Below are 20,379 nucleotides of genomic sequence, written 5' to 3'. Positions count from 1 at the left end.
CAGCAGAAGGTACAATCCTTCTGCTGAGGCGTTCTTAATTAAAAGGAGTGGTGGCATGTGAATGAAGTTTTCTGGTGGGTTATTTTCCCTTATGCATCCTTAATTATCATGATATTAGGTCTGTTATACCGTTTTGCATTTCGCCAATTAAGCTGGGCAGCACCTTCAACTGAATTCTTTGAGAAAAAATGGCTGAGAATTGGCTCCCCGCTTTTTCATGTGGGTATTATTGCCGCATTCTTCGGACATATAATGGGAATTGTTATCCCGATGGAGTTCTATCATGCAATTGGCGTATCGGATGATGTTTATCATTTCGGAGCTTTTTATGGCGGTTTGACAGCCGGCTTAATGACCATTGCTGGTCTGATCATTCTTTTGTTCCGGAAAATTGTATATAATCCGGTCAGAGTCCATGCCAGTTTTTCAGACTACTATTCAGTGATAGCACTTTTGGTCATTTCAGGGATTGGTGTCTATATGATGTTATTTCAAAATGATACGACGCAGGAATTTGATTACCGCACATCAATTGGACCATGGTTCAGAAGTTTATTTGCATTGGATCCGCAGTACCATTTGATGACCAGTGTACCTTTCCTTTTTAAATTGCATACGCTGCTTGGTTTTGGTCTGTTTGCTTCAATACCTTTTACATCACTGGTTCATTTTTACAGCGTGCCGGTAACATATCCGGCAAGAGCTCCGCAGCAATATCGTTCAAGGTCACAATACAAAAAGAAAAGCAGCTGAAACAGCGAAAAAAGAACTGAAAGCAGATAATCCTGCTTTCAGTTCTTTTTTGATTTTGAAGAGAAAAGTATAAAAATACAGCGTGATGTTTTAACACAGAAATCGGCTGTCTCGCCGATTTCTCCAAGTCTGACTTCCGGCATCTGACCTCTGGCAAGGCGCGTCCAGGTCTGAGTTTTTCTATCCACAATTATGTTACGTTATGTATTATTTTGTTGGAAAATTGACCAAACATGTTTAAAATGGAATTATGAAACTTTCTACTGGTGCTTTACGTACTAACATTACGTACTAACATAATGAGATTCTAAGACGTGACAACGTTTTTTATGCGTAACAGGAGCTGACATATATGCGACGATTTTTTTATTTTATCTTCCGGGCAACGATGGGGACATCGGTTGCCGTTTTAACAGGCTTAATCAGTTTTTTCGCATTTGATGCGGCCTTGCTGATGTCAGGTTTGTATGCTGTCGCTGGTGGGGGAGCAAGCTATTTTTTGACAAAAGAGGTCATGTTTTTTCGCTACTTGCGGCAGAAGGGTCTTACCAGGAAAGAATATAAATATATCAGAGAAAATCTTAATGAGGCAAAGGCAAAAATTAAACGTCTGCAGCGGACATTATACAGTATCCGTAATCTGCAGCAAGCCAAAAAATACTTTGAAATACTCGTAACAGTCCGGAAAATTTATGCCAACACGAAAAAGGAACCGATCCGCTTTTACCAGGCAGAGCCATTCTACTATAAGCATTTGGATTCACTTGTGGCATTAATGGAGAAATATGTTTATCTGAAATCACAGCCATCCCGTTCTGACGAAATCAATCAGTCACTGAAGGATACAGGGCAAACGATCACTCGATTAAGTGAAACAGTTAAAAAAGATTTGCATGTGATGCTGCATGATGATGTTAACACACTGCAATTTGAACTGGATGTAGCTAATCAATCATTTGAAAAAGTACGTAAACGTGAAAGTGAGGCATTAAAATGAACGAACATGATAAATTCCAGAACTCAAATGACTTAAATGATGACTTATTAGCAAACCCATTCGGGACACAAGATCAACAAGTGAATAACAACGGCTACAAATCGGACAAGCAGGCCAAACTCATTGATACGTTAACCGAAGATAGCCGCCAGAAAGCCCTGCAGCTGGCAAAGCAAATTGATCCTGATAATTATCAGTCCGTTACACAATACGGAACAGAGGCACAGTCGAAACTACTCGACTTTTCCCACTCGATGCTCGAACATGTGCAAAAAAATGATACAAATGAAATCGGCAGTATTCTGGAGGACCTGATGAAAAAATTGGAGCAGGTTAATCCGGGTGAACTAAAACCTGAGAAACGTGGTGTATTATCACGTATATTCGGAAAAATTTCAAATTCTGTAAATGAGATTCTTTCCAGATATCAAAAAACCGGCGCCCAAATAGACCGGATCAGTGTTAAGCTTGATAATTATAAAGGCGTTCTCACCGAAGATAATGACTTGCTTCAACAAGTGTTTGACAAAAATAAGGAATATTTTGATGCGCTTAATATTTATATTGCAGCAGGCGAGGTAAAACGTGAAGAATTGGAAACGCAGCTTATTCCTGAGCTAAAACGTAAAACTGAACAGACGGGGGATCAGATGGATGTACAAAAAGTGAATGACGTGGTGCAATTTGCTGAACGTCTGGACAAGCGTGTGCATGATCTGAAGCTGAGCCGCCAAATCACGACCCAAACAGCACCACAGATTCGTCTTATTCAAAATACAAACCAGGCACTCGTGGAAAAGATCCAATCATCAATCCTGACAGCCATCCCGCTTTGGAAGAATCAAATTGCCATTGCACTCACGCTGATCCGGCAGCGCCATGCCATGGAGGCACAAAAACAAGTATCCCAAACCACGAATGATCTGCTTTTGAAGAATTCCGAAATGCTTCAAACTAATTCAGTCGAAACGGCAAAAGAAAATGAACGCGGACTGGTCGATATTGAAACTTTGAAACAGACGCAGGAAAATTTGGTGAACACTATAGAAGAAACGATGCAGATTCAAACGGAAGGACGAAAAAAACGCAACGAGGCCGAGAAGGAATTGATCGGCATGGAAGATGAATTGAAAAATAAACTATTGGAATTAAAGTAACACTTAAATCGGGCGAAATTCCCGATTTTTTTGCCCTGATAATCCGGATTAAACCTGAAGAATAAAATCTGATCAATGAGTGAAAATAACAAACAGTGAATAATAATAGTTGGAAGGATTGATAATATGGCCGAATCCGGCAATATCCCGCAATTTCCGCAAGCCTTCTGGAGAGATTCTGTTTCACTCCCTGATTTTCCAAAGCTAAACGAATCTATTAAAACGGAAGTCGCCGTTGTCGGCGGTGGAATCACCGGTATTACAGCAGCCTATTTGCTGAGTAAACAGGGCAAGAAGGTTACATTAATCGATGCAGGTTACCTTTTAAATGGCGTGACAGGGCACACGACTGCCAAAATAACTGCCCAGCATGGTATCATTTACGATGAATTCATCCAGCATTTTGGTCAAGATAAAGCATCCCAGTATTACCAGGCTGGTATGGATGCCAAACAGTTTATCGAAGACACCATCGAAACACACCATATCGATTGTGACTACCGGGAAGAGGATGCATACATTTTTACCAATTCAAATGATTATGTATCCCAGCTGGAAACGGAAATGAAGGCATATGAGCAGCTTGACATCCCAGGTGAATTAACGAGCGGTATGCCACTTGACATCCCGGTTGAATCCGCATTGAAAATGGACAAACAGGCACAGTTTCACCCGCTTAAATATTTAAAAGTCCTTGTCGACGAAGCTGTTAAGAATGGGCTGGAAATATACGAGCAAACAACGGCGACAGATATTGAACATAACAAACATCCGTCAATTGTAACCAGAGATGGACACCGGATCAACTGCAATTACGCTATTCAGGCGTCCCATTTTCCGTTTTATGATGGCGGGGGGTTTTATCCCGCCAGAATGTACCCGGAAAGATCTTATATCGTTGCTGTCAAAACACCGGAACAATTTCCCGGCGGTATGTATATCAATGCTGAATCACCTACACGATCAATCAGATCTGCCACCATGGATGGTGAGGAATTGTGGCTGATTGCCGGGGAAAATCATAAAACGGGCCAGGGCAAATCAACCATAAAGTATTACGAAGCACTCCAGGAATTTGCCGAAAACAAATTTGGCATATCCGAGTTCGTTTACAGGTGGTCTGCACAGGATTTAACAACAATGGACAAGCTGCCCTATATCGGACCGGTTACAAAGGATGAGGAAAACGTTTTTGTTGCGACCGGTTATCGTAAATGGGGTATGACAAATGGTACAATCGCAGCCCAACTCATTAGTAACCGGATTCTTTGCAAAGATAATCCCTATAGCGAACTGTACGCACCATCTCGTTTCCAGGCAGATCCGGACTTTCGACAATTCACAAAGATGAATACCGATGTTGCAAAACATATGATTCGCGGAAAACTTGAATATACCAATGATAATGTGAAGGACCTGAAATCTGACAACGCTACAGTGACACGTGTTAACGGACAGCGAACCGGCGTTTATAAAGACAAAAATAATGAATTGTATGCTGTTGACACAACATGCAAACATCTTGGTTGTGAAGTGAACTGGAACTCGGGTGACCGTACTTGGGATTGTCCATGTCACGGATCCAGATATTCTTACACAGGCGAAGTCATTGAAGGCCCGGCAAAAGAACCGTTGAACAAAGTGGATTTGGATTAAAAGCAGCCATTTGGTTGCTTTTTGTTTTTTAACTGAAGTGGAAATCAGAGATAAACTTTGCAAACTGATTTTCCATTTCATATTGACAATGAAATGCCCATGCATGGCGGTGCACCAGGCGGAATCATCAAATAATGGAAGGGATTAATACAGAAGATAAAATAAGTGAAATCATTCACAAGAAACTCAATAACAAAAAAACGTATTATGGGATTCGGGCATCGCGTCTATAAAACAGTTGATCCGCGAGCAGAAACATTAAAAAAGAAAATTATGGAGATGAATGATATGCTGGATAATGTAAAAAGTAAATCAATCACGCTATAAATCATGTTTGTTTTGCACCGAGATTTTTTCAGTTGTCTCACTATCATAAGTATACTTCTTTTTAAGACAAAATATTTTACAGATTCCTATAATAAGTATTATGTAAATGCGAGTATGAAAAAATAATGAACTGAACACTTAAGTTTCCCCTTATTTTACGACTCGCAATAGCTTCAACCGTATTTACATCTTTGCTGTCTTTTAATTGTTCAATATCCAGCTTTTCTTCTGCAAACTTCTCATATTTGCGTTTTAAATAAAGATTATTGTTCCTATCATTATAGATCCAATCTGAAAATCGTTTAATGGATTTTCTGCCCCTTATATGTACTCGAAAGTTTTTACCCTGAGTAACAAATTGAGTTCTATAGCCTTTATTAGACAAAATATTTATTAAAGTTTTCATGAATTTTTCAGAACCACCTGCAAACGTGACAGTATACTTTTCATAGTTAACATGACCATCCCCATCAAAATAACCCCTGATAAAATGACTCAAGTACTTATCAGGCACTTCCGGAAACTCAATAGAGCTTGATTTATTTGGCATGACACCATGAATCTGCATTAAATCTTCTTTCATGATTTTACTGTTGAAATTCAAGATGTAAACACCCGTCTTTTTATGTTGGTATATAGGCTGCTCAGAAGCAATCTCTTTTTTAATATGCTCAAGAATATATTTTTCTTTCTGTGCAAAACTGATAAACTGACTTCCACGTGCCACTGTGCCATCAGCTATAAAAAATCCCAGTATGCAGGCCATATTTTCCGACCATGTCTTAAAGTAATTCTCATTAAATATATATTTTCTTTTCCAGCTTCCCCGTGGTCTTAATTCTACTTTGTTTTGATTAAGCAACTTACTTATGTATCTGGACGAAACGTTAGCCATTGCAGCAATTTCTGTTGTACTCATACCTTCCTTGTATAAACTTATCACCTTTTCGGTTGCAAGTGTTCGTTTTCTTGTCTTTCCCGTTTCACTAGCCATATTATCATCCTTCATTAAGTTAATTATTCAGATCGTATGTTCCCCTTTATTATATCATACTTTTTAGTCTTTGGTGTAAATTTTTAAAAAATTAAATAACGAACAGTGAAAAATACTGTTCGTTACCATTTAAAGTCACTTAAGTTCTTTTGTTATATACGAAAATCAAACTTCATTTACATCAAACGAAATAATCCGATTGTTATTTGGATTATAAAGAACACTTGCTCTTACTGTTATTGTTTCCTGGGATGAATGCAGGACGTATTCATATGTTTCCCTCACCCGTGATGGGGACTCCTCTGTTTTGCCAACAAAGCTGTATTCGTTCACATTGTAACCTGAATAAGCCGTTTGGACAATTTCCAATAAATATCTCCCCCATTGCTGCTGCTCCAAATTTGAGACCGGCGTCATTTGAATATCGATGACGCCTTGCTGCGGATTGGCACCTAATGTTTCAAATACTCTGCGGTGTACATTAAGTCGATTATCCGGGAAACCAGGCACCTGATCTACAACTTCCACTAAAATGGATCTTCCTGTGGCCGGATAAGTGATTTGAATTGTCTGCCCGCATTGATACGGGGAATTTTCCCCAACTGCTGCAGTCATGTATAAATTATCCGACCACGGAATGCCGCATTGGGTAAGTTGTCCGCCTTCTGTCCATGTAGCCTGCCCACTGATTGGCTGCTGCCGGTAATCAGTATACGTAAAATTATAAGGCTGGATACCATTAGGACTGTAAGCATAAGGATACACATTTCTGAAATATGGATTTGTTGAATACATCATTCTCCCCCTGACTGAATTCAAAACTTACGCAATACTATATGCCCCCACAAAAAGACCTGTGATAGCTGCCATAAAAATGCTGGTTCTTAGACAAGTTTACAAGAAAATAGCATAATCAATAAGACAAAAAGTCGAGGAGGAACGGTATGAAACATCTTGATTGGCAAATGATTATTTTTGTCGGAGGTTATCTTCTACATGATTACTGGATTTATTGGGGCCTGCCGCGAATTTATTATTGGAGCACACATTAATAACGAAGAATGAGCAGCTTTTAAAAACTGCTCATTCGTCAAACAAATTCATACTTAAATAACGTTCGCCAGTATCAGGTGCCATACATAATACTTTATTGCCTTTTCCAAGCCGTTTGGCAACTTTCACGGCCGCATACACGGCAGCAGCACCTGATAGACCTATAAAAATTCCTTCTTTTTGGGGGAGATATTTGAACATGTCAACTGCATCTTCATCGTCAATTTGCAAAATTTCATCATATACAGATGTGTTTAAGATATCCGGAACAAATCCGGGACTGGTTCCAACGAGTTTGTGTGAACCCGGCTTCCCTCCGGACAATACTGGCGATCCCTCCGGTTCAGCAACGGCAATGTGTAAATCAGGTAACTTTTCTTTTAATACGTCACCTGTTCCAGTGATAGTCCCACCTGTTCCTGCAGTCGCAACAAACGCATCCAGTTCCCCATCCATTTGGTCATATATTTCCAGGGCCGTCGTTGACCGGTGAATATCCGGATTGGCACGATTTTCAAATTGCTGCGGAATAAAACTGTTCGGGATTTCCTCGTGCAATTCATTTGCTTTCTTAATTGCCCCGGGCATCTTTTCCTCACTTGGTGTTAACACTACCTCTGCACCAAACGCCCGCAAAATATTACGGCGTTCCTGTGTACTGTTATCCGGCATCACCATAATCGCCCGATAGCCTTTTGCTGCCGCATTCATTGCCAAGCCTATACCGGTATTCCCGCTGGTCGGTTCAATAATTGTTGCACCCGGTTTAACAAGTCCCTCTTCTTCGGCCATTTTAATCATGCTGTACGCTGCACGGTCTTTGACGCTTTTACTCGGATTAAATGATTCCAGTTTCAAAAATATATCGGCCGCATTTTCGGGTACAACATGATGCAGTTTAACAACCGGCGTTTCGCCAATTAATTCTGTCATATTTTGAGCGACTTTCATTATAAAACAACCTTTCTATCTCAAGCTCTTCCCTTTATTATAAAACATTTCCATATCCTTTGCCGGCACAAGCGAACCACCAGTTGCCCATGCAATATGGGCAGCATTGCTGGTATCGATATTTTTTTCCCTGATATACGTGGAAATCCGTTCGGGTCCAATCAGCCCCGCTGTTGCAGATGGTTCCAGATAGATACCTTCACTGTCAGCAAGATCGGCAAGCAGACGATACAATTCATCATCCGCCATTGTATAAATCCCGCTTGCCAATTGCTCACTGATCACTGTTGCAAAACGGGACGGCCGTCCGACAGCTAATCCATCCGCTTCTGTCCGGTTATCGATACCAAAATCCTGTACACTGACATTATCCATTTCCCCGGTTGCTAGCCCGATCAAAACAGATGGTGAGTGGGTCGGCTCAGCAAAAAAACAATGAACATGATCACCAAAAACCTGCTTCAATCCGAACGTAATACCGCCTGGTGATCCACCGACACCACAAGGCAGATAAACAAATAATGGATGATCGGCATCAACCCTTATACTCTCATCTTTCAATTGTTCCTTCAGCCGTAGGGCAGCAACACTATAGCCCAAAAATAAATGCTTGGAATCTTCATCATCAACGAAATAACCATTCGGTGCCGCCCTTGTCTTTTCTCTGCCTGCAGAAATGGCCTCACCGAAATCCCCTTCAAATTCCAGCACTTCAGCACCATTTTCACGAAGTAAATCTTTTTTCCATTGTTTCGCATCAAGTGACATGTATACAGACACATGGAAACCAAGCTTTGCACTGATGATGCCGATACTCAATCCAAGATTCCCGGTTGATCCAACACCTATTGAATATTGACTGAAAAACGACTTAAACCGCTCACTTGAAAAGACATCATAATTATCATCTTTATGCACCATTCCCGCTTCCAGTGCCAATTTTTCAGCATGTTGCAGAACTTCATAAATGCCGCCTCTGGCTTTAATCGATCCGGCAATCGGCAATTCATGATCACACTTCAGATACAATCTCCCATCGATTATTGATGGAAAGAGAGTTTCTTTCATACTGTTGATTTCCTTCAGAGGTGATTCAATCACGCCGTTACTGTCACGTGTTTCAGGAAATTCATTTGCCAGAAACGGAGCAAAACGCTGCCACCGTGATTCCGCCTCTTCTATATCATCACGTGTTAAAGGCAGGGATGTCGTCTCATTCATTTTTTTAAGATTCGGGTTCATCCAAAATACAGGATTTAAATGAACAATATCCTTCAGTATTGGGTACTGTTTTTGCCATTCATAAATTTCCCGCTGTGTAAACACGATGGTGACCACCTTCTTTTCGTTCGATTTACTTTTACCATTCCCTAATGGAAGCTTATCATGATACCAATCATTATGAAAGAAGCCTGCAAAAGTTTACGAAAAGAACCTAAAGAACAATCATGTGCTCAATCGGCTGATTTTTCCCCGGATTTTTTGTAAATAGGCATGGCTCAAATATCCATTTCCCCCTCTGACAATTTCGTTTCCATACAATTCGGTCGGAGCTGTTTCGGCTGATTTGCTGACACCAATAAATGTTATGGACTGATAAACTGAGCCATTTAATGTTACCGGTACAATAGCCGGCCTGTATGAACTGGTATGGACACCTTCCCGTTCATATAAATAATCAATTGCATCGAGCGGTATTTCATAAACTTTTCCTTCCACGCTTTCTCTGTTATTCTCAATTAAATCTGCCTTGCCGCCATCATCCGTTTTTCTGGAAAACTGAAATTCAAAGCCACCCACAACACCTCTGCCTCTCACATTCGTAAAATAATCGACAACACCAGCCTTTTTAAAACGATCATCATCCATGCAGGAACCATAAGCGAAATAAAGCAAGGAATTCTGGTTCAGGTATTTATAAACGAGCCAATCTCCGGATGGAATATGGTTCGAATCATGATGTGGTATATGTCCTCCTGTATAAACAAAGGCACGGTATCGTTCGCCGATATCATTAGAGACCGGAGCTGTCACATGACGAAACAGGTTTTCAGGTTTATCCCCTGCCACCCCTTCCAGCTGGTCAATTTCTCTCAGCTGAAATTCAGTTATGCTGTAAAGTTCACCATAAACCCAATCAGATGTATTTTCTTGCAAAACCGGATACCCTTTGCCGGTGTCATATAATAATCCGCTCACCTGGCATTGATGATAAATACAGCGGGCACTGTTTAATAAATGGTGGTTTTTACCGCCGTACCGCAACGTTCCATAGACAAATAGATATGGCAACCTTCTTTCCCCTTTCAAGCATTTCATTATATGTTTCATCATACTAAACATTTGTAAAATTGTCTGCCGAGTGATATAGAACACTTCATTTTTTTCCAACTTTGCTACACTATTCTGGGTACTTATTTTTTCTGGAAAGGGTGTCAGTTTTGACTAAACAACTATTAGCCTTTGTGACATTGATTTTGACATATTTGCTGATCGTATTCGGCGGGTATGTGGCATCGTCTGAATCCGGGATGGGATGTGGTCCGGACTGGCCATTATGTAACGGGAAAGTCATACCGAATTTGGAAGGTGAAACACTGATCGAATTTGGGCACCGCGTGATTGGTGCTGTTTTATTTATTATAAGTCTGTTTTTGTTTATGAAAGTCAAACGGGAAAACAATAGCAGCCTCGAACGGAAAGCAGCCAATTGGATGATTGCATTGCTCGCGCTGCAATTAATCATGGGTGCCATTGTCGTATTTTATCATTTGCCTTCAATCATTATTACCATTCATTTGCTGATCGCGATGATATTTATGGCACTATTAATCTGGTTTTGGCGGAATGAACCGAATCAACATCTCTATATAATTCCAAAACCGGTGATCACAAAACACTTAAACGCTATCATCATTTTATTATTTGCAACCATCGGACTTGGCGCATACATAAAACATGAGGAAATCGGTCTAAGCTGTGGCTGGCTCAACTGTACCGAAAATTCATTTTTGCCCATTTCACTCCCGCAACTATTGCAGACAGGACACCGTGTCTTAGCCCTAATTGTAACAGGATATATCATTTATCTCGTGTATAAAGTCTATAAAACGAATGAAACCATTCTAAAACAACGCATGCTGCTGGCACTTATCGTTGTCCTGGTACAAATCATTGTCGGTATTTTAACGATCCTTTCATTTGTCTCATTATCCATGGCTGTTTTACATTTGGCTGTTGCAACACTGCTGTTTGCGATTATGGTCGAAGCAAGAGTGATATACGGAAAGTAACAATATGGCAGCTCATCTATGCTTACCATCACCTGTTTTTATGAGTAGGGTGTTTTCTTAGAGTTTGTTACTTTTGGAATAAGTTGAAAGATATATTTTATGCACTGAGCAGCCCGAATACACGTAGACTCCTGTGGGGACAGTGACCAGTGTGAGACCCCGCAGCGAGGTACGAGCGAGGAGGATCACGGGGCACCCGCGGAAAGCGGAGTGTATTCGGGCTGCGGGGTTAAGAACAACATGATAAACTGGCTTTCACTGCTGATATCCAGGAAAGACAGGGCTTTTTAAATGTCTTCCCATTTAATTGACAAGTTTTACTAAATTCCCAAATTCCAAATCCGCAAATTTTTCTTCCACAATATGCTTGTCGTATTGCCATACCGCATCATCAAGTGTACAGGCAACTGAAATATCACATCTGATCTCTGCCAGTTGTCTTGATAAATGAAGCATATCGATGTTTTCCCGAATTTTCTTTTGGACACCTCTTGGCAGCTTGTCCATGTTTTCAAGAACCTCATCAACCGACTTATATTCCTGAATCAGCTTTAAAGCTGTTTTTTCACCTATTCCCTTAACGCCAGGGTAATTATCCGACGTATCACCCATTAACCCCTTCAAATCAACTATTTGTTTTGGATTTATACCTTTTTGTTCCACAAACGTTTCCGATTTAAAAATTTCATAGTTGCCGATTCCTTTACGCATAATGGCTACACTGATACCGTCATCAACAAGCTGCAGTATATCCTGGTCACCGGTTAAAATCAGAACGTCATGATCTTTCGAGTACTCCTTTGCCAGTGTACCAATACAGTCATCTGCTTCAAAGTTTTCCAGACCGATATTAGGAATAGCAAAAGCTTCCACAACTTCCTTCACAAGATCAAATTGCGGAATCAGCTCTTCAGGCGGCTCTGACCGGTTTGCCTTGTACCCGTCATATAAATCAGTACGGAACGTCTTGCTCCCCATATCCCAGCAGCAAATTATATGTGTCGGTGCGAATTTATCGGCTGCATTAAGAAAGTAGCGCATGAATTGATAAACACCATTAGTCGGCATGCCACTCTTGGTTTTCATAAAATTTCCTGTGAATGCTGTGGCAAAAAACCCGCGAAAAAGCAGCACCATGCCATCCACCAGCATAATATTATGGTGCTTTGTCGTCATTCTGCTTTCATCTCCTCATATTCCGTTAAAATCTTATTGAGCATATCATGTTTTTCGCTTAACGTATTCAAGTCAATCGATTGGTCAGTAATCATCCGCAATTGGTTATCAATATAGTTTTCAACATGATCCGCAATAAATCGTTTGATAGAGTCTATTATAGCGTTCCATTGATTTATATAAGCTGCATGCATTGTTTTATGGTTTTCAGCAATATAGTTATCTGCAAAAGGGTATAAACGATTAAAAAGATTTTCTTTCATTGATTCCTTTTCATTTTTAGCAAAAAATGCTTTCGTCCCGTTAAATTGCTTCAATTCCTTCTCGAATGTTTGGGCGTCGAGGTTTGAAAACGCCTGTTCATAATCAGGTGTCGACAGCTCCGATTCTTCAAAATCAGGCAGCAGAAAAGCATGGTCAATGTTGCTGCTTTTACTGGTATAGTCAAGGTAAACCTCCTGCTTCAAATCATATATAAATGATTCGATTCGCAGTGAAACAGCCCGCAGTTCCTGTAATAGCTCATAGCCTGTGTAATCAAGCAGATTCCATAAACAGTTTTCCAATTGCTGTTTAGCTTCTTTACCCGAACCCGTGATTGTAGCCGGGTTAAACGTTTCCTTGAATAAATCATGAAACCGGATCGATAAGCGTTCAAGCACATAATATAATTGTTTCTCTAATTTTTGGCTGATTTTCTGTTCATATAAACCAGTGTCGATTTCATCAGCCAGTTTCTGCAGAGATGATTGTTTTTCCATCAATTCCTTGCGTGCCTGCTCTTTCTCTTCAGCATTCATCTGAAGAGAATCCAGATACTGCCGCACTGCCTGTTTTGCCCGCTGGATATCCCGGACAGCTGATTGAATGGTAATCGAAGCTAATTCGTGATGGATAAAATGATCGAATGCCGCTTCAAACGATTCCATTTGGTCATTTAATACTTTGTCATGACGTTTTTCCTCAAGCGATTGTTTGCTCGAAACCGGAAACAATCTTGGAAAGCGGATGCCTAAAGTCGTCAGCTGTTCTTCAATGTATTGCTGCACCATACGACGTTCCGATGCATCTTGCGCAAGATCGGAAGCATTCATGATAAAAAACATCTTATCCAGATGAAAGGCATCTTTCACCCGGCCGAGCTGCATTAGAAAATCTCTGTCAGCGCGAGAAAAGGCATGATTATAATACGTGACATAAAGAATCGCATCTGCATATTTAATATAATCAAACGCGACATTGGTATGCCTGGCATTAATCGAGTCCGCACCAGGTGTATCGACCAGTGTAATCCCTTCCCTCGTCAATGAACAATCGTAATAAAGGTCAACTGATTCCAGGTAACAAGCAATTGTTTCATCGGTCACATAGGCGGCAAAGTCGTCTAAATGAATGGTCCTTTCCTGACCAATTGCAGCTCTGCTGTATTCATAGCCATTCAAAATGGCAGCCAGGTATGCCTGATGTGTTTTATGCAATTGATCACTCTGATGAATATGACGCTCGGTTATCCAATTCAGCAACTCATCGAGATTATCCGCTTTTGGTGAAAATTGACTGACCAGTGATGTCAGATCATTAACGAGCTTTGTTTCGTCTTTCATTTCACGACTACAGTTCCGTGCCCGCTTTGACCGTTACCGGATGAATGCGATTAATGTGACGGCTGTTGTCGGTTTGGCGCCGATGGCAAAAATGTGTTCACCGATTAAAGCGTTGGCCAGTGACGACTTTCCGGCACTGAATGCTCCAAACAGAGCAATCGTATATGTGCGGTTGTTCAGCCTGTCATGTTTTCGTTTCAAATCATCAATAATAGATCGAAATCCTGGCAAGTCTGAAATCGTATCTGTTGTCTTTTCCAGATCATGTAAAATAGTTTGAACCGGATACACCGGCTTTTCAGCAGGCTGATCATTCGTTTCCGTAATGTCAGGTTCGATTGTTTCCCTGACAGGAAATGACGCTGCCTGTGTGACAGATCCCTGTTTTGCCGCCAGATTCTCCTTTATTAATGCCCATATATCTGTATCTGGCTGTGGTTCAGCTAAGGCTGCATCCACTTTATGAATTTGTTCCTGCAGTTTATTTTTTAACGATTCCTGTGTTTCTTGCTGTTTATGGATTTGCTCCAGTTTATCACGTTCTGACTCATATGCAGCGGACTCTTCGGCTATTTTACGGGTCATTTCATCATGAACAGAATCCATGAGTTTCAGTACTTCCTGTTTATACGTTTTTTTCACATCATGACTAACATCTTCGGTATAGTGCAGAACATAGTCGCCGTTCACGGTTGCGCCCGGTTTGATTAACGCTTTAAGTGATTCGGAATCATAAGTTATGGATATGTTTTGTATCTGCTGTGTCAGTTCCTGGTTATAAAGCCCATAATCATGAAGCAGATTCAGCAATTTATCCCGGAGTCTCCACTGAACAGAAGTTTCGATGTTTTGCTGCAATCCGGTTAAAAAATCGTTCTCCCGTTTATGCCGTTCTTCCTCAGTCTTTTTCTTTGATCCAAATAACCCGACTTTAAAATCACTCTGCCGGGATTCCAAAAATAAATGGGCTGTGTCGCGCAATTTTGCCGGCATGAGATAGGCATTTTTTAGGGTGGTGTTCAATTCATTGAGGAAATCCTTCTCCATCTGATCCGGTATACCGTTTAAACGGTCAATTTCAGCATGCAATTCACCCAAACGTGCTTGAACATCTGCTCTATTGTGTCCATCCGGCGTTTCCATTTCTGCCATTTCGTCTTCATAAAGCTGGGTGCAAATAATCCTTATGTTCTCTGGTAACCTGATTAACAGACCGCTCGATATTAAATAAATCATCTCTTTGTGTATCAAGCATCGAAAACAGCTTCATTTTAATATCATCTATTTGATTATGGAGCGCATTAGCCTCGATTAAAGAAGAATAATAGATTATTTCCGGGTGTATGCCCCATTGATCAAACGTTTGTTTAATTTTTTCGACGAAGTTCCTGAAAGTCAACTCCTGTTCGTTGTGTTTGTCGATTTGATTAATAATCATGTACACCGGTATCCCATAATCCTGCACTTTTTTCAGGAAATGCAAATTAACTTCTGATTGGACATGATTATAATCCATGACATAAAACAGAGCATCCACAAGATGTAACGAGGATTCGGTAATCAATCGATCTGCATCATCTGCGGCATCTATGCCTGGTGTATCGATAATTGTGCATCCAACAGGCAAAACAGCCTCTTTGGTGCTGATCTCGATTTCCTTAATACTGCCTTTACGTTTCGCATAATCCTTTATGATATCGAAATCATACGGTTCTTCATATTCAAGTATAGTGCCTTCGTCCGTATAGACACGTGCAGATCCTCTTCCGGATTTTATTTTAACGACATTTGCACTCGTTGGAATCGGACTTTTCGGCAGGATTGATTGACCTAAAAGATGATTGATCATTGAGGACTTGCCGGCGGAAAAATGACCGGCAAAACTGATCATAAACTCCTGATTATTCATTTTTTGATAGATTTGCAGCAGCTTATCAGCGCTTTTGGTATCCCCATTTTCGTTCATCACCTTGTATAGGCCCGCCAAATGCTGCTGTGTGATATGCGTCTGTTTTTCTTTTGTTATCATCACGCTGTTCGTTTCCCTTCCATCCAAGCTACTTCTCATCGTATTATAGCAAAGCACCACTGCCTGCGTCGACACTTCATATGCTTAATGTTTGGTAATTATGAAGTCCTGAATCCTGATTGCTGTCACCTCTTTGAATACAGAGCCCACATTGTACATATCAGCAGAGCATCAATGCAATTACCTTTATCATAACATATTCCAGTTTTCAGGTTTAACATTCAAAATAAACTAATTTACGTAACATTATTATGGTTAACTAAAAAGACCTTATAACAACCGAGCAGAAAAATAAACCCTTGGCATTCATTCCAAGGGTTTTGATCCTACACAGGATATACACCATGTTTGCGGTCTGTGAATGTTGTGTTCTTTGCTTCGTATACCTTATACCGTTTTATCAAATCGTCCCTCAAATCTTCCGGGTCTATAATGGCGTCAATAACCATTTCTGATGCTAAGCGGTAAATATCGATATTATCTTTATATTCTTCCTGCTTCTCTTTTACAAATTGGGGCCGCTCCTCTTCCGGCAATTCCGCTATTTTATTGGCATAAACGGCATTAACAGCTGCTTCAGGCCCCATGACGGCAATTTGGGCTGTCGGAAGGGCCAGGCAGGCATCAGGTTCAAATGCAGGGCCGGCCATGGCATAAAGTCCCGCACCATAGGCCTTGCGTACAACGACTGAGATTTTCGGTACGGTGGCCTCACTCATCATGGCCAGCATTTTGGCACCGTGGCGGATAATGCCTGCTTGTTCCACTTTTGTACCAATCATGAAACCGGGGACATCCATCAGGAAAAGCAGCGGGATATTAAATGCATCGCATAATTGAATGAACTTGGCACCCTTATCCGCCGAGTCAGGAAATAATACGCCACCCTTCATTCGCGGCTGATTGGCAATGATGCCGACTGATTTACCATTTATTCTCGAAAGCCCGGTGATTAATTCAGGGGCGAATTTCTTCTTGACCTCGCAAAAGCTATCTTCATCAATAATTCGCTTGATAAAATCATACATATTGAAGGGGGCATTCTGGTTTTCCGGAATAAGCTCCGTTATCGATTTTTCAAATTCTTTAACGTCTTTCGGCTCAGCGGCGGCCGGCTTATTTCTGAAATTGGCCGGAAAATAATCAAGATAATTGCGTGTATAAGTTATGGCTTCCTCCTCGGATTTCACCAGCACATCACCCACACCGGAAACCGAGCAATGCATATTGGCGCCCCCCATTTCCTCAAGACTGACTTTTTCGCCGATAACCTTTTCAGCCATCCTTGGCGAACCAAGGTACATGGAAGCATTCTCGTCAACCATGACAACAATGTCACAGAATGCAGGTATGTATGCGCCCCCTGCCGCTGACGGGCCGAAAAGCAGACAAACTTGCGGGACCCGGCCGGATAATTTGATCTGATTATGAAAAATACGTCCTGCACCGCGGCGTCCCGGAAACATTTCAACTTGATCCGTAATGCGTGCGCCTGCAGAATCCACCAGATAAAGCATCGGGATTTCCAGCTTTGCTGCTGTTTCCTGAATACGAACTATTTTTTCCACTGTCCGTTTGCCCCAGGAACCAGCTTTTACAGTGGAATCATTTGCCATGACACAGACGTCCTGGTCATTTACCTTTCCTATTCCTGTAACGACACCATCTGAAGGTAAGCCGCCATCCATATAATTTGCAAAAAATGCATCTTCTATATCAATGTCTTCATCGAACAATAATTCAAGCCGTTTACGAACAAACAGCTTTCCTTTTTCTTTATTCTTTCGGTGGTACTTTTCCTGTCCGCCTTGTTTAATCGTTTCCACGCGGTGTTTAAAATCTTCAGTAAAGCTCATTTTTCTTCCTCCCTGCTTCTCTTACTTTCCCTGATAAACAGGTTTTCGCTTTTCTTTAAATGCTTGTAATCCTTCCAGACGATCCTCTGTTGATACTGTTTCTTTATAGCATAAGTGTTCAATCGACAAGCCCGTTGTTATATCAGTCTGCAAACCCTTATTTATAGCCAATTTTGCCTGCCGGAGTGCAACAGGTCCGTTTTTTGCAATCAATTGTGCCATTTCAATGGCTTCCTGCAGCAAATTATCCGATGACGCAACCTGTTCGGCAACACCCAATTGGTAAGCTTCTTCTGCTGTAACAGGTTTAGCCGAAAAAATAAGGCGTTTAGCCTGGCCTGGACCGATTAACCGCGGCAGCCGCTGGGTTCCGCCTGCTCCGGGTATAATAGCCAAAGACGTTTCGGTCAGTCCCATCTTAGCGTGGTCAGCAGCAATTCTGATATCACAGGCCAGAGCAAGCTCCAATCCGCCTCCAAAAGCAGCACCATTAATGGCCGCTATAACAGGCATTTTCATATTTTCAATGTTTGCTGCAATGCTTCCGATAGACTGAACCGCATCGACTACCTGCTCCTCTGTCATGCCTTTTCGTTCCTTGAGATCCGCTCCGGCACAGAACGTTTTTTCACCTGAGGCGGTAATGATGGTACACCGGATTGCATCGTCTCCATTAATCTTTTGAACAAGTTCGTTTAATTCATCGAGCAGGCCTTTTGACATCGCATTCATCGCTTCCGGCCGGTTCAGTGTTAGGACGGCGATGTGCCCATCTTTTATTTCATAGTTTATAAGTGATGCCACAGTGATCATCTCCTTTCATGGCATTCAGGCTGAAAGTGCTGATCAGACAGCTGTTCCAGACCCTCAGAAGAGACTGGAACAAACATAAGCTCAATCATTCAATGACCGCGATGACGTCTCCCTCATTGACAAAATCACCTTCTGAAACCTTTAACTCCTTGACAGTACCATCCGTTTCAGATGCAATCGGTATTTCCATTTTCATAGACTCCAGAATAACGACGTCCTGATCTGATTCTACTTTTTCACCCTCATCTACTGTAATCTTCCATACATTGCCTGCCATAGATGCCTTAATTTCTGTCATATTAACGACCTCCTAGTTTGTTTGAATCATTGGCAAATAATACGTCTCAACAAATGCTGTTGTCGTATTTCCATTTTTGAATTGCTCGTGATCAGCCACTGTTTTCAGCATTGGAATATTGGTTTTAATGCCCTCAACTTTATAAGTTAACAGTGCCTCTTTTAACAGAGAAATGGCTTCGCTCCGGTCAGCCCCTTTTACAATCAGTTTGCCGATCATCGGATCATAGTATGGCGTGACATCATAACCGTCTGTCACAGCAGCTTCATTACGGATATGTTCACCATCAGGCAATTCAAATGCCGAAATGTGACCCGGAGATGGGAAAAAGGTTTCCGGATCTTCTGCATAAATCCGCACTTCAATGGCGTGACCATCGATTTTGACATCCGATTGCCTAATTGAAAGTTCTTTGCCCTCAGCAATGCGGATTTGCTCCTCGACAATATCCAGCCCGGTTATTTCCTCTGTGACCGGGTGTTCCACCTGAATGCGTGTGTTCATCTCCAGAAAATAGAAATTCTCCTGTTCATCCACGAGAAATTCAATCGTTCCGGCGCTGACATATCCAAGCGCTTTAGCCGCTTTGACAGCCGTTTCCCCCATTCTCTGCCGCGTTTCATCCGATATGAATGATGATGGCGCCTCTTCCACGACCTTTTGATTTCGGCGCTGGATGGAACATTCCCGTTCGAATAAATGAATCGCATTCCCATGACTGTCTGCCAGGAGCTGTATTTCGATATGCCGGGCATGATCCAATTTTTTCTCCATAAACATGGCACCATCGCCGAAAAATGTCCGGGCACGTTTGGAATTGCTTTCAAATGCTTTTATCAATTCCTGATCGGTATTGACGACTTGCATGCCAATTCCACCGCCGCCAGCGGACGCTTTAAGCATAATCGGATAGCCGATGTCCCGGGCAATTTCGATTGCTTCATCAGACGATGCAACGGCTCCGTCTGTCCCCGGAACAACAGGGACACCGGCTTTTTCCATAGCTTCCCTGGCAGCAATTTTGCTTCCCATTTTTTCCATCACGTCAGCAGAAGGGCCGATAAATCGGATCCCTGCCTGCTCACACATTTCAGCAAACGAACCGTTCTCGCTTAAGAAGCCGTAACCGGGATGAATGGCATCCGCACCTGACTTTTTGGCAATCGGCATGATTTTTTCAGTATCAAGATAGCTTTCCTGAACACGCGGCGGACCCAGTAAAAAACTTTCATCCGCCATTGATACAAACGGCGCTTTCTGATCAGCCTCTGAATAGACGGCAACTGTTTCAATGCCCAGTTTTTTACACGTTCGGATCACCCGTGCTGCAATTTCACCCCGATTGGCGATTAATATTTTATTTATCATCGAATCCCCCTATTGACCTATCTGCTTATCTCCGCAATTGCAAGTTCTCTTAAT

The 20,379-nt window shown here is 41.6% G+C and carries 17 protein-coding genes and 1 pseudogene; 6 read left to right on the top strand and 12 right to left on the bottom strand.

What is annotated here, in order from left to right:
• Positions 1–57 precede the first annotated feature (57 nt).
• The 5 genes from narI (at position 58) to Len3610_RS05545 (ending at position 4,890) form a co-directional block, all read left to right on the top strand.
• Positions 58–753 carry a respiratory nitrate reductase subunit gamma gene (narI, locus tag Len3610_RS05565; protein ID WP_176447077.1) on the top strand — a complete coding sequence of 232 codons (696 nt, stop codon included), beginning with the start codon at positions 58–60 and terminating at the stop codon, positions 751–753.
• 352 nt (positions 754–1,105) lie between these two features.
• A complete protein-coding gene (locus Len3610_RS05560) occupies positions 1,106–1,750 on the top strand; it encodes a 5-bromo-4-chloroindolyl phosphate hydrolysis family protein (protein ID WP_176447076.1) in 645 nt (214 codons plus the stop codon).
• On the top strand, positions 1,747–2,907 hold the full coding sequence (locus tag Len3610_RS05555; protein ID WP_176447075.1) for a toxic anion resistance protein: 1,161 nt from the start codon (positions 1,747–1,749) through the stop codon (positions 2,905–2,907). Before Len3610_RS05560 ends, Len3610_RS05555 begins: the two co-directional genes overlap by 4 nt.
• A 126-nt stretch (positions 2,908–3,033) precedes the next feature.
• Positions 3,034–4,563 (top strand): FAD-dependent oxidoreductase, encoded by a 1,530-nt coding sequence (locus Len3610_RS05550; RefSeq protein WP_176447074.1) that lies wholly within the window; start codon positions 3,034–3,036, stop codon positions 4,561–4,563.
• A 165-nt stretch (positions 4,564–4,728) separates the two neighbouring features.
• Positions 4,729–4,890: a citrate/2-methylcitrate synthase gene (locus tag Len3610_RS05545; protein WP_176447073.1), complete on the top strand. Its 162-nt coding sequence runs from the start codon at positions 4,729–4,731 to the stop codon at positions 4,888–4,890.
• 76 nt (positions 4,891–4,966) lie between these two features.
• Here the strand turns inward: Len3610_RS05545 and Len3610_RS05540 are convergent, their stop codons facing one another.
• From Len3610_RS05540 to Len3610_RS05520, 5 genes are all read right to left on the bottom strand, one after another.
• Positions 4,967–5,884 (bottom strand): LAGLIDADG family homing endonuclease, encoded by a 918-nt coding sequence (locus Len3610_RS05540; RefSeq protein WP_176447072.1) that lies wholly within the window; start codon positions 5,882–5,884, stop codon positions 4,967–4,969.
• Between the two features lie 165 nt (positions 5,885–6,049).
• Positions 6,050–6,682, bottom strand: coding sequence for an RlpA-like double-psi beta-barrel domain-containing protein (locus tag Len3610_RS05535; protein WP_255259807.1), 633 nt, complete (start codon positions 6,680–6,682; stop codon positions 6,050–6,052).
• Between the two features lie 285 nt (positions 6,683–6,967).
• Positions 6,968–7,888, bottom strand: a complete 921-nt coding sequence (cysK, locus tag Len3610_RS05530) for a cysteine synthase A (RefSeq protein ID WP_176447071.1) — start codon at positions 7,886–7,888, stop codon at positions 6,968–6,970.
• A gap of 15 nt (positions 7,889–7,903) precedes the next feature.
• Positions 7,904–9,214 carry a D-serine ammonia-lyase gene (locus Len3610_RS05525; protein WP_176447070.1) on the bottom strand — a complete coding sequence of 437 codons (1,311 nt, stop codon included), beginning with the start codon at positions 9,212–9,214 and terminating at the stop codon, positions 7,904–7,906.
• 120 nt (positions 9,215–9,334) lie between these two features.
• Positions 9,335–10,180: a gamma-glutamylcyclotransferase family protein gene (locus tag Len3610_RS05520; protein WP_176447069.1), complete on the bottom strand. Its 846-nt coding sequence runs from the start codon at positions 10,178–10,180 to the stop codon at positions 9,335–9,337.
• Between the two features lie 149 nt (positions 10,181–10,329).
• On the opposite strand from Len3610_RS05520, the gene Len3610_RS05515 reads away from it, so the two are divergent.
• The gene (locus Len3610_RS05515) at positions 10,330–11,181 is read left to right on the top strand and encodes a COX15/CtaA family protein (RefSeq protein WP_176447068.1); all 852 of its coding nucleotides are present in this window, start codon (positions 10,330–10,332) and stop codon (positions 11,179–11,181) included.
• Positions 11,182–11,484: 303 nt separating this feature from the next.
• Here Len3610_RS05515 and Len3610_RS05510 read toward each other — a convergent pair whose 3' ends face one another.
• The 7 genes and pseudogenes from Len3610_RS05510 to Len3610_RS05475 all read right to left on the bottom strand — a co-directional run bounded on the left by Len3610_RS05510 (position 11,485) and on the right by Len3610_RS05475 (position 20,325).
• Positions 11,485–12,357 (bottom strand): 5'-3' exonuclease, encoded by an 873-nt coding sequence (locus Len3610_RS05510; RefSeq protein ID WP_176447067.1) that lies wholly within the window; start codon positions 12,355–12,357, stop codon positions 11,485–11,487.
• Positions 12,354–14,567 (bottom strand): annotated as a pseudogene (locus tag Len3610_RS05505) (dynamin family protein). Before Len3610_RS05505 ends, Len3610_RS05510 begins: the two are co-directional and overlap by 4 nt.
• Before the next feature lie 553 nt (positions 14,568–15,120).
• Entirely contained in the window at positions 15,121–15,990 is an 870-nt protein-coding gene (locus tag Len3610_RS05495; RefSeq protein WP_255259885.1) for a dynamin family protein, read from the bottom strand.
• A 326-nt stretch (positions 15,991–16,316) separates the two neighbouring features.
• A complete protein-coding gene (locus Len3610_RS05490; RefSeq protein WP_176447063.1) occupies positions 16,317–17,846 on the bottom strand; it encodes an acyl-CoA carboxylase subunit beta in 1,530 nt (509 codons plus the stop codon).
• A 21-nt stretch (positions 17,847–17,867) separates the two neighbouring features.
• Positions 17,868–18,650: an enoyl-CoA hydratase gene (locus Len3610_RS05485; RefSeq protein ID WP_176447062.1), complete on the bottom strand. Its 783-nt coding sequence runs from the start codon at positions 18,648–18,650 to the stop codon at positions 17,868–17,870.
• Positions 18,651–18,744: 94 nt separating this feature from the next.
• Complete coding sequence (locus Len3610_RS05480; RefSeq protein WP_176447061.1) at positions 18,745–18,957, bottom strand: acetyl-CoA carboxylase biotin carboxyl carrier protein subunit; 213 nt, start codon at positions 18,955–18,957, stop codon at positions 18,745–18,747.
• A gap of 12 nt (positions 18,958–18,969) precedes the next feature.
• Positions 18,970–20,325 (bottom strand): acetyl-CoA carboxylase biotin carboxylase subunit, encoded by a 1,356-nt coding sequence (locus Len3610_RS05475; protein WP_176447060.1) that lies wholly within the window; start codon positions 20,323–20,325, stop codon positions 18,970–18,972.
• Positions 20,326–20,379: the final 54 nt, after the last annotated feature.

This window comes from Lentibacillus sp. CBA3610 (assembly GCF_013373365.1).
Classification (GTDB): Bacteria; Bacillota; Bacilli; order Bacillales; family Amphibacillaceae; genus Lentibacillus.
This window is presented reverse-complemented; position numbering and strand designations above follow the sequence as displayed.

Coding starts and splice junctions, on each gene's coding strand:
- Len3610_RS05560 (WP_176447076.1), top strand. CDS start 1,106: ATGCGACGATTTTTTTATTTTATCTTCCGGGCAACGATGGGGACATCG.
- Len3610_RS05555 (WP_176447075.1), top strand. CDS start 1,747: ATGAACGAACATGATAAATTCCAGAACTCAAATGACTTAAATGATGAC.
- Len3610_RS05550 (WP_176447074.1), top strand. CDS start 3,034: ATGGCCGAATCCGGCAATATCCCGCAATTTCCGCAAGCCTTCTGGAGA.
- Len3610_RS05540 (WP_176447072.1), bottom strand. CDS start 5,884: ATGGCTAGTGAAACGGGAAAGACAAGAAAACGAACACTTGCAACCGAA.
- Len3610_RS05535 (WP_255259807.1), bottom strand. CDS start 6,682: ATGATGTATTCAACAAATCCATATTTCAGAAATGTGTATCCTTATGCT.
- cysK (WP_176447071.1), bottom strand. CDS start 7,888: ATGAAAGTCGCTCAAAATATGACAGAATTAATTGGCGAAACGCCGGTT.
- Len3610_RS05510 (WP_176447067.1), bottom strand. CDS start 12,357: ATGACGACAAAGCACCATAATATTATGCTGGTGGATGGCATGGTGCTG.
- Len3610_RS05495 (WP_255259885.1), bottom strand. CDS start 15,990: ATGATAACAAAAGAAAAACAGACGCATATCACACAGCAGCATTTGGCG.
- Len3610_RS05490 (WP_176447063.1), bottom strand. CDS start 17,846: ATGAGCTTTACTGAAGATTTTAAACACCGCGTGGAAACGATTAAACAA.
- Len3610_RS05480 (WP_176447061.1), bottom strand. CDS start 18,957: ATGACAGAAATTAAGGCATCTATGGCAGGCAATGTATGGAAGATTACA.
- Len3610_RS05475 (WP_176447060.1), bottom strand. CDS start 20,325: ATGATAAATAAAATATTAATCGCCAATCGGGGTGAAATTGCAGCACGG.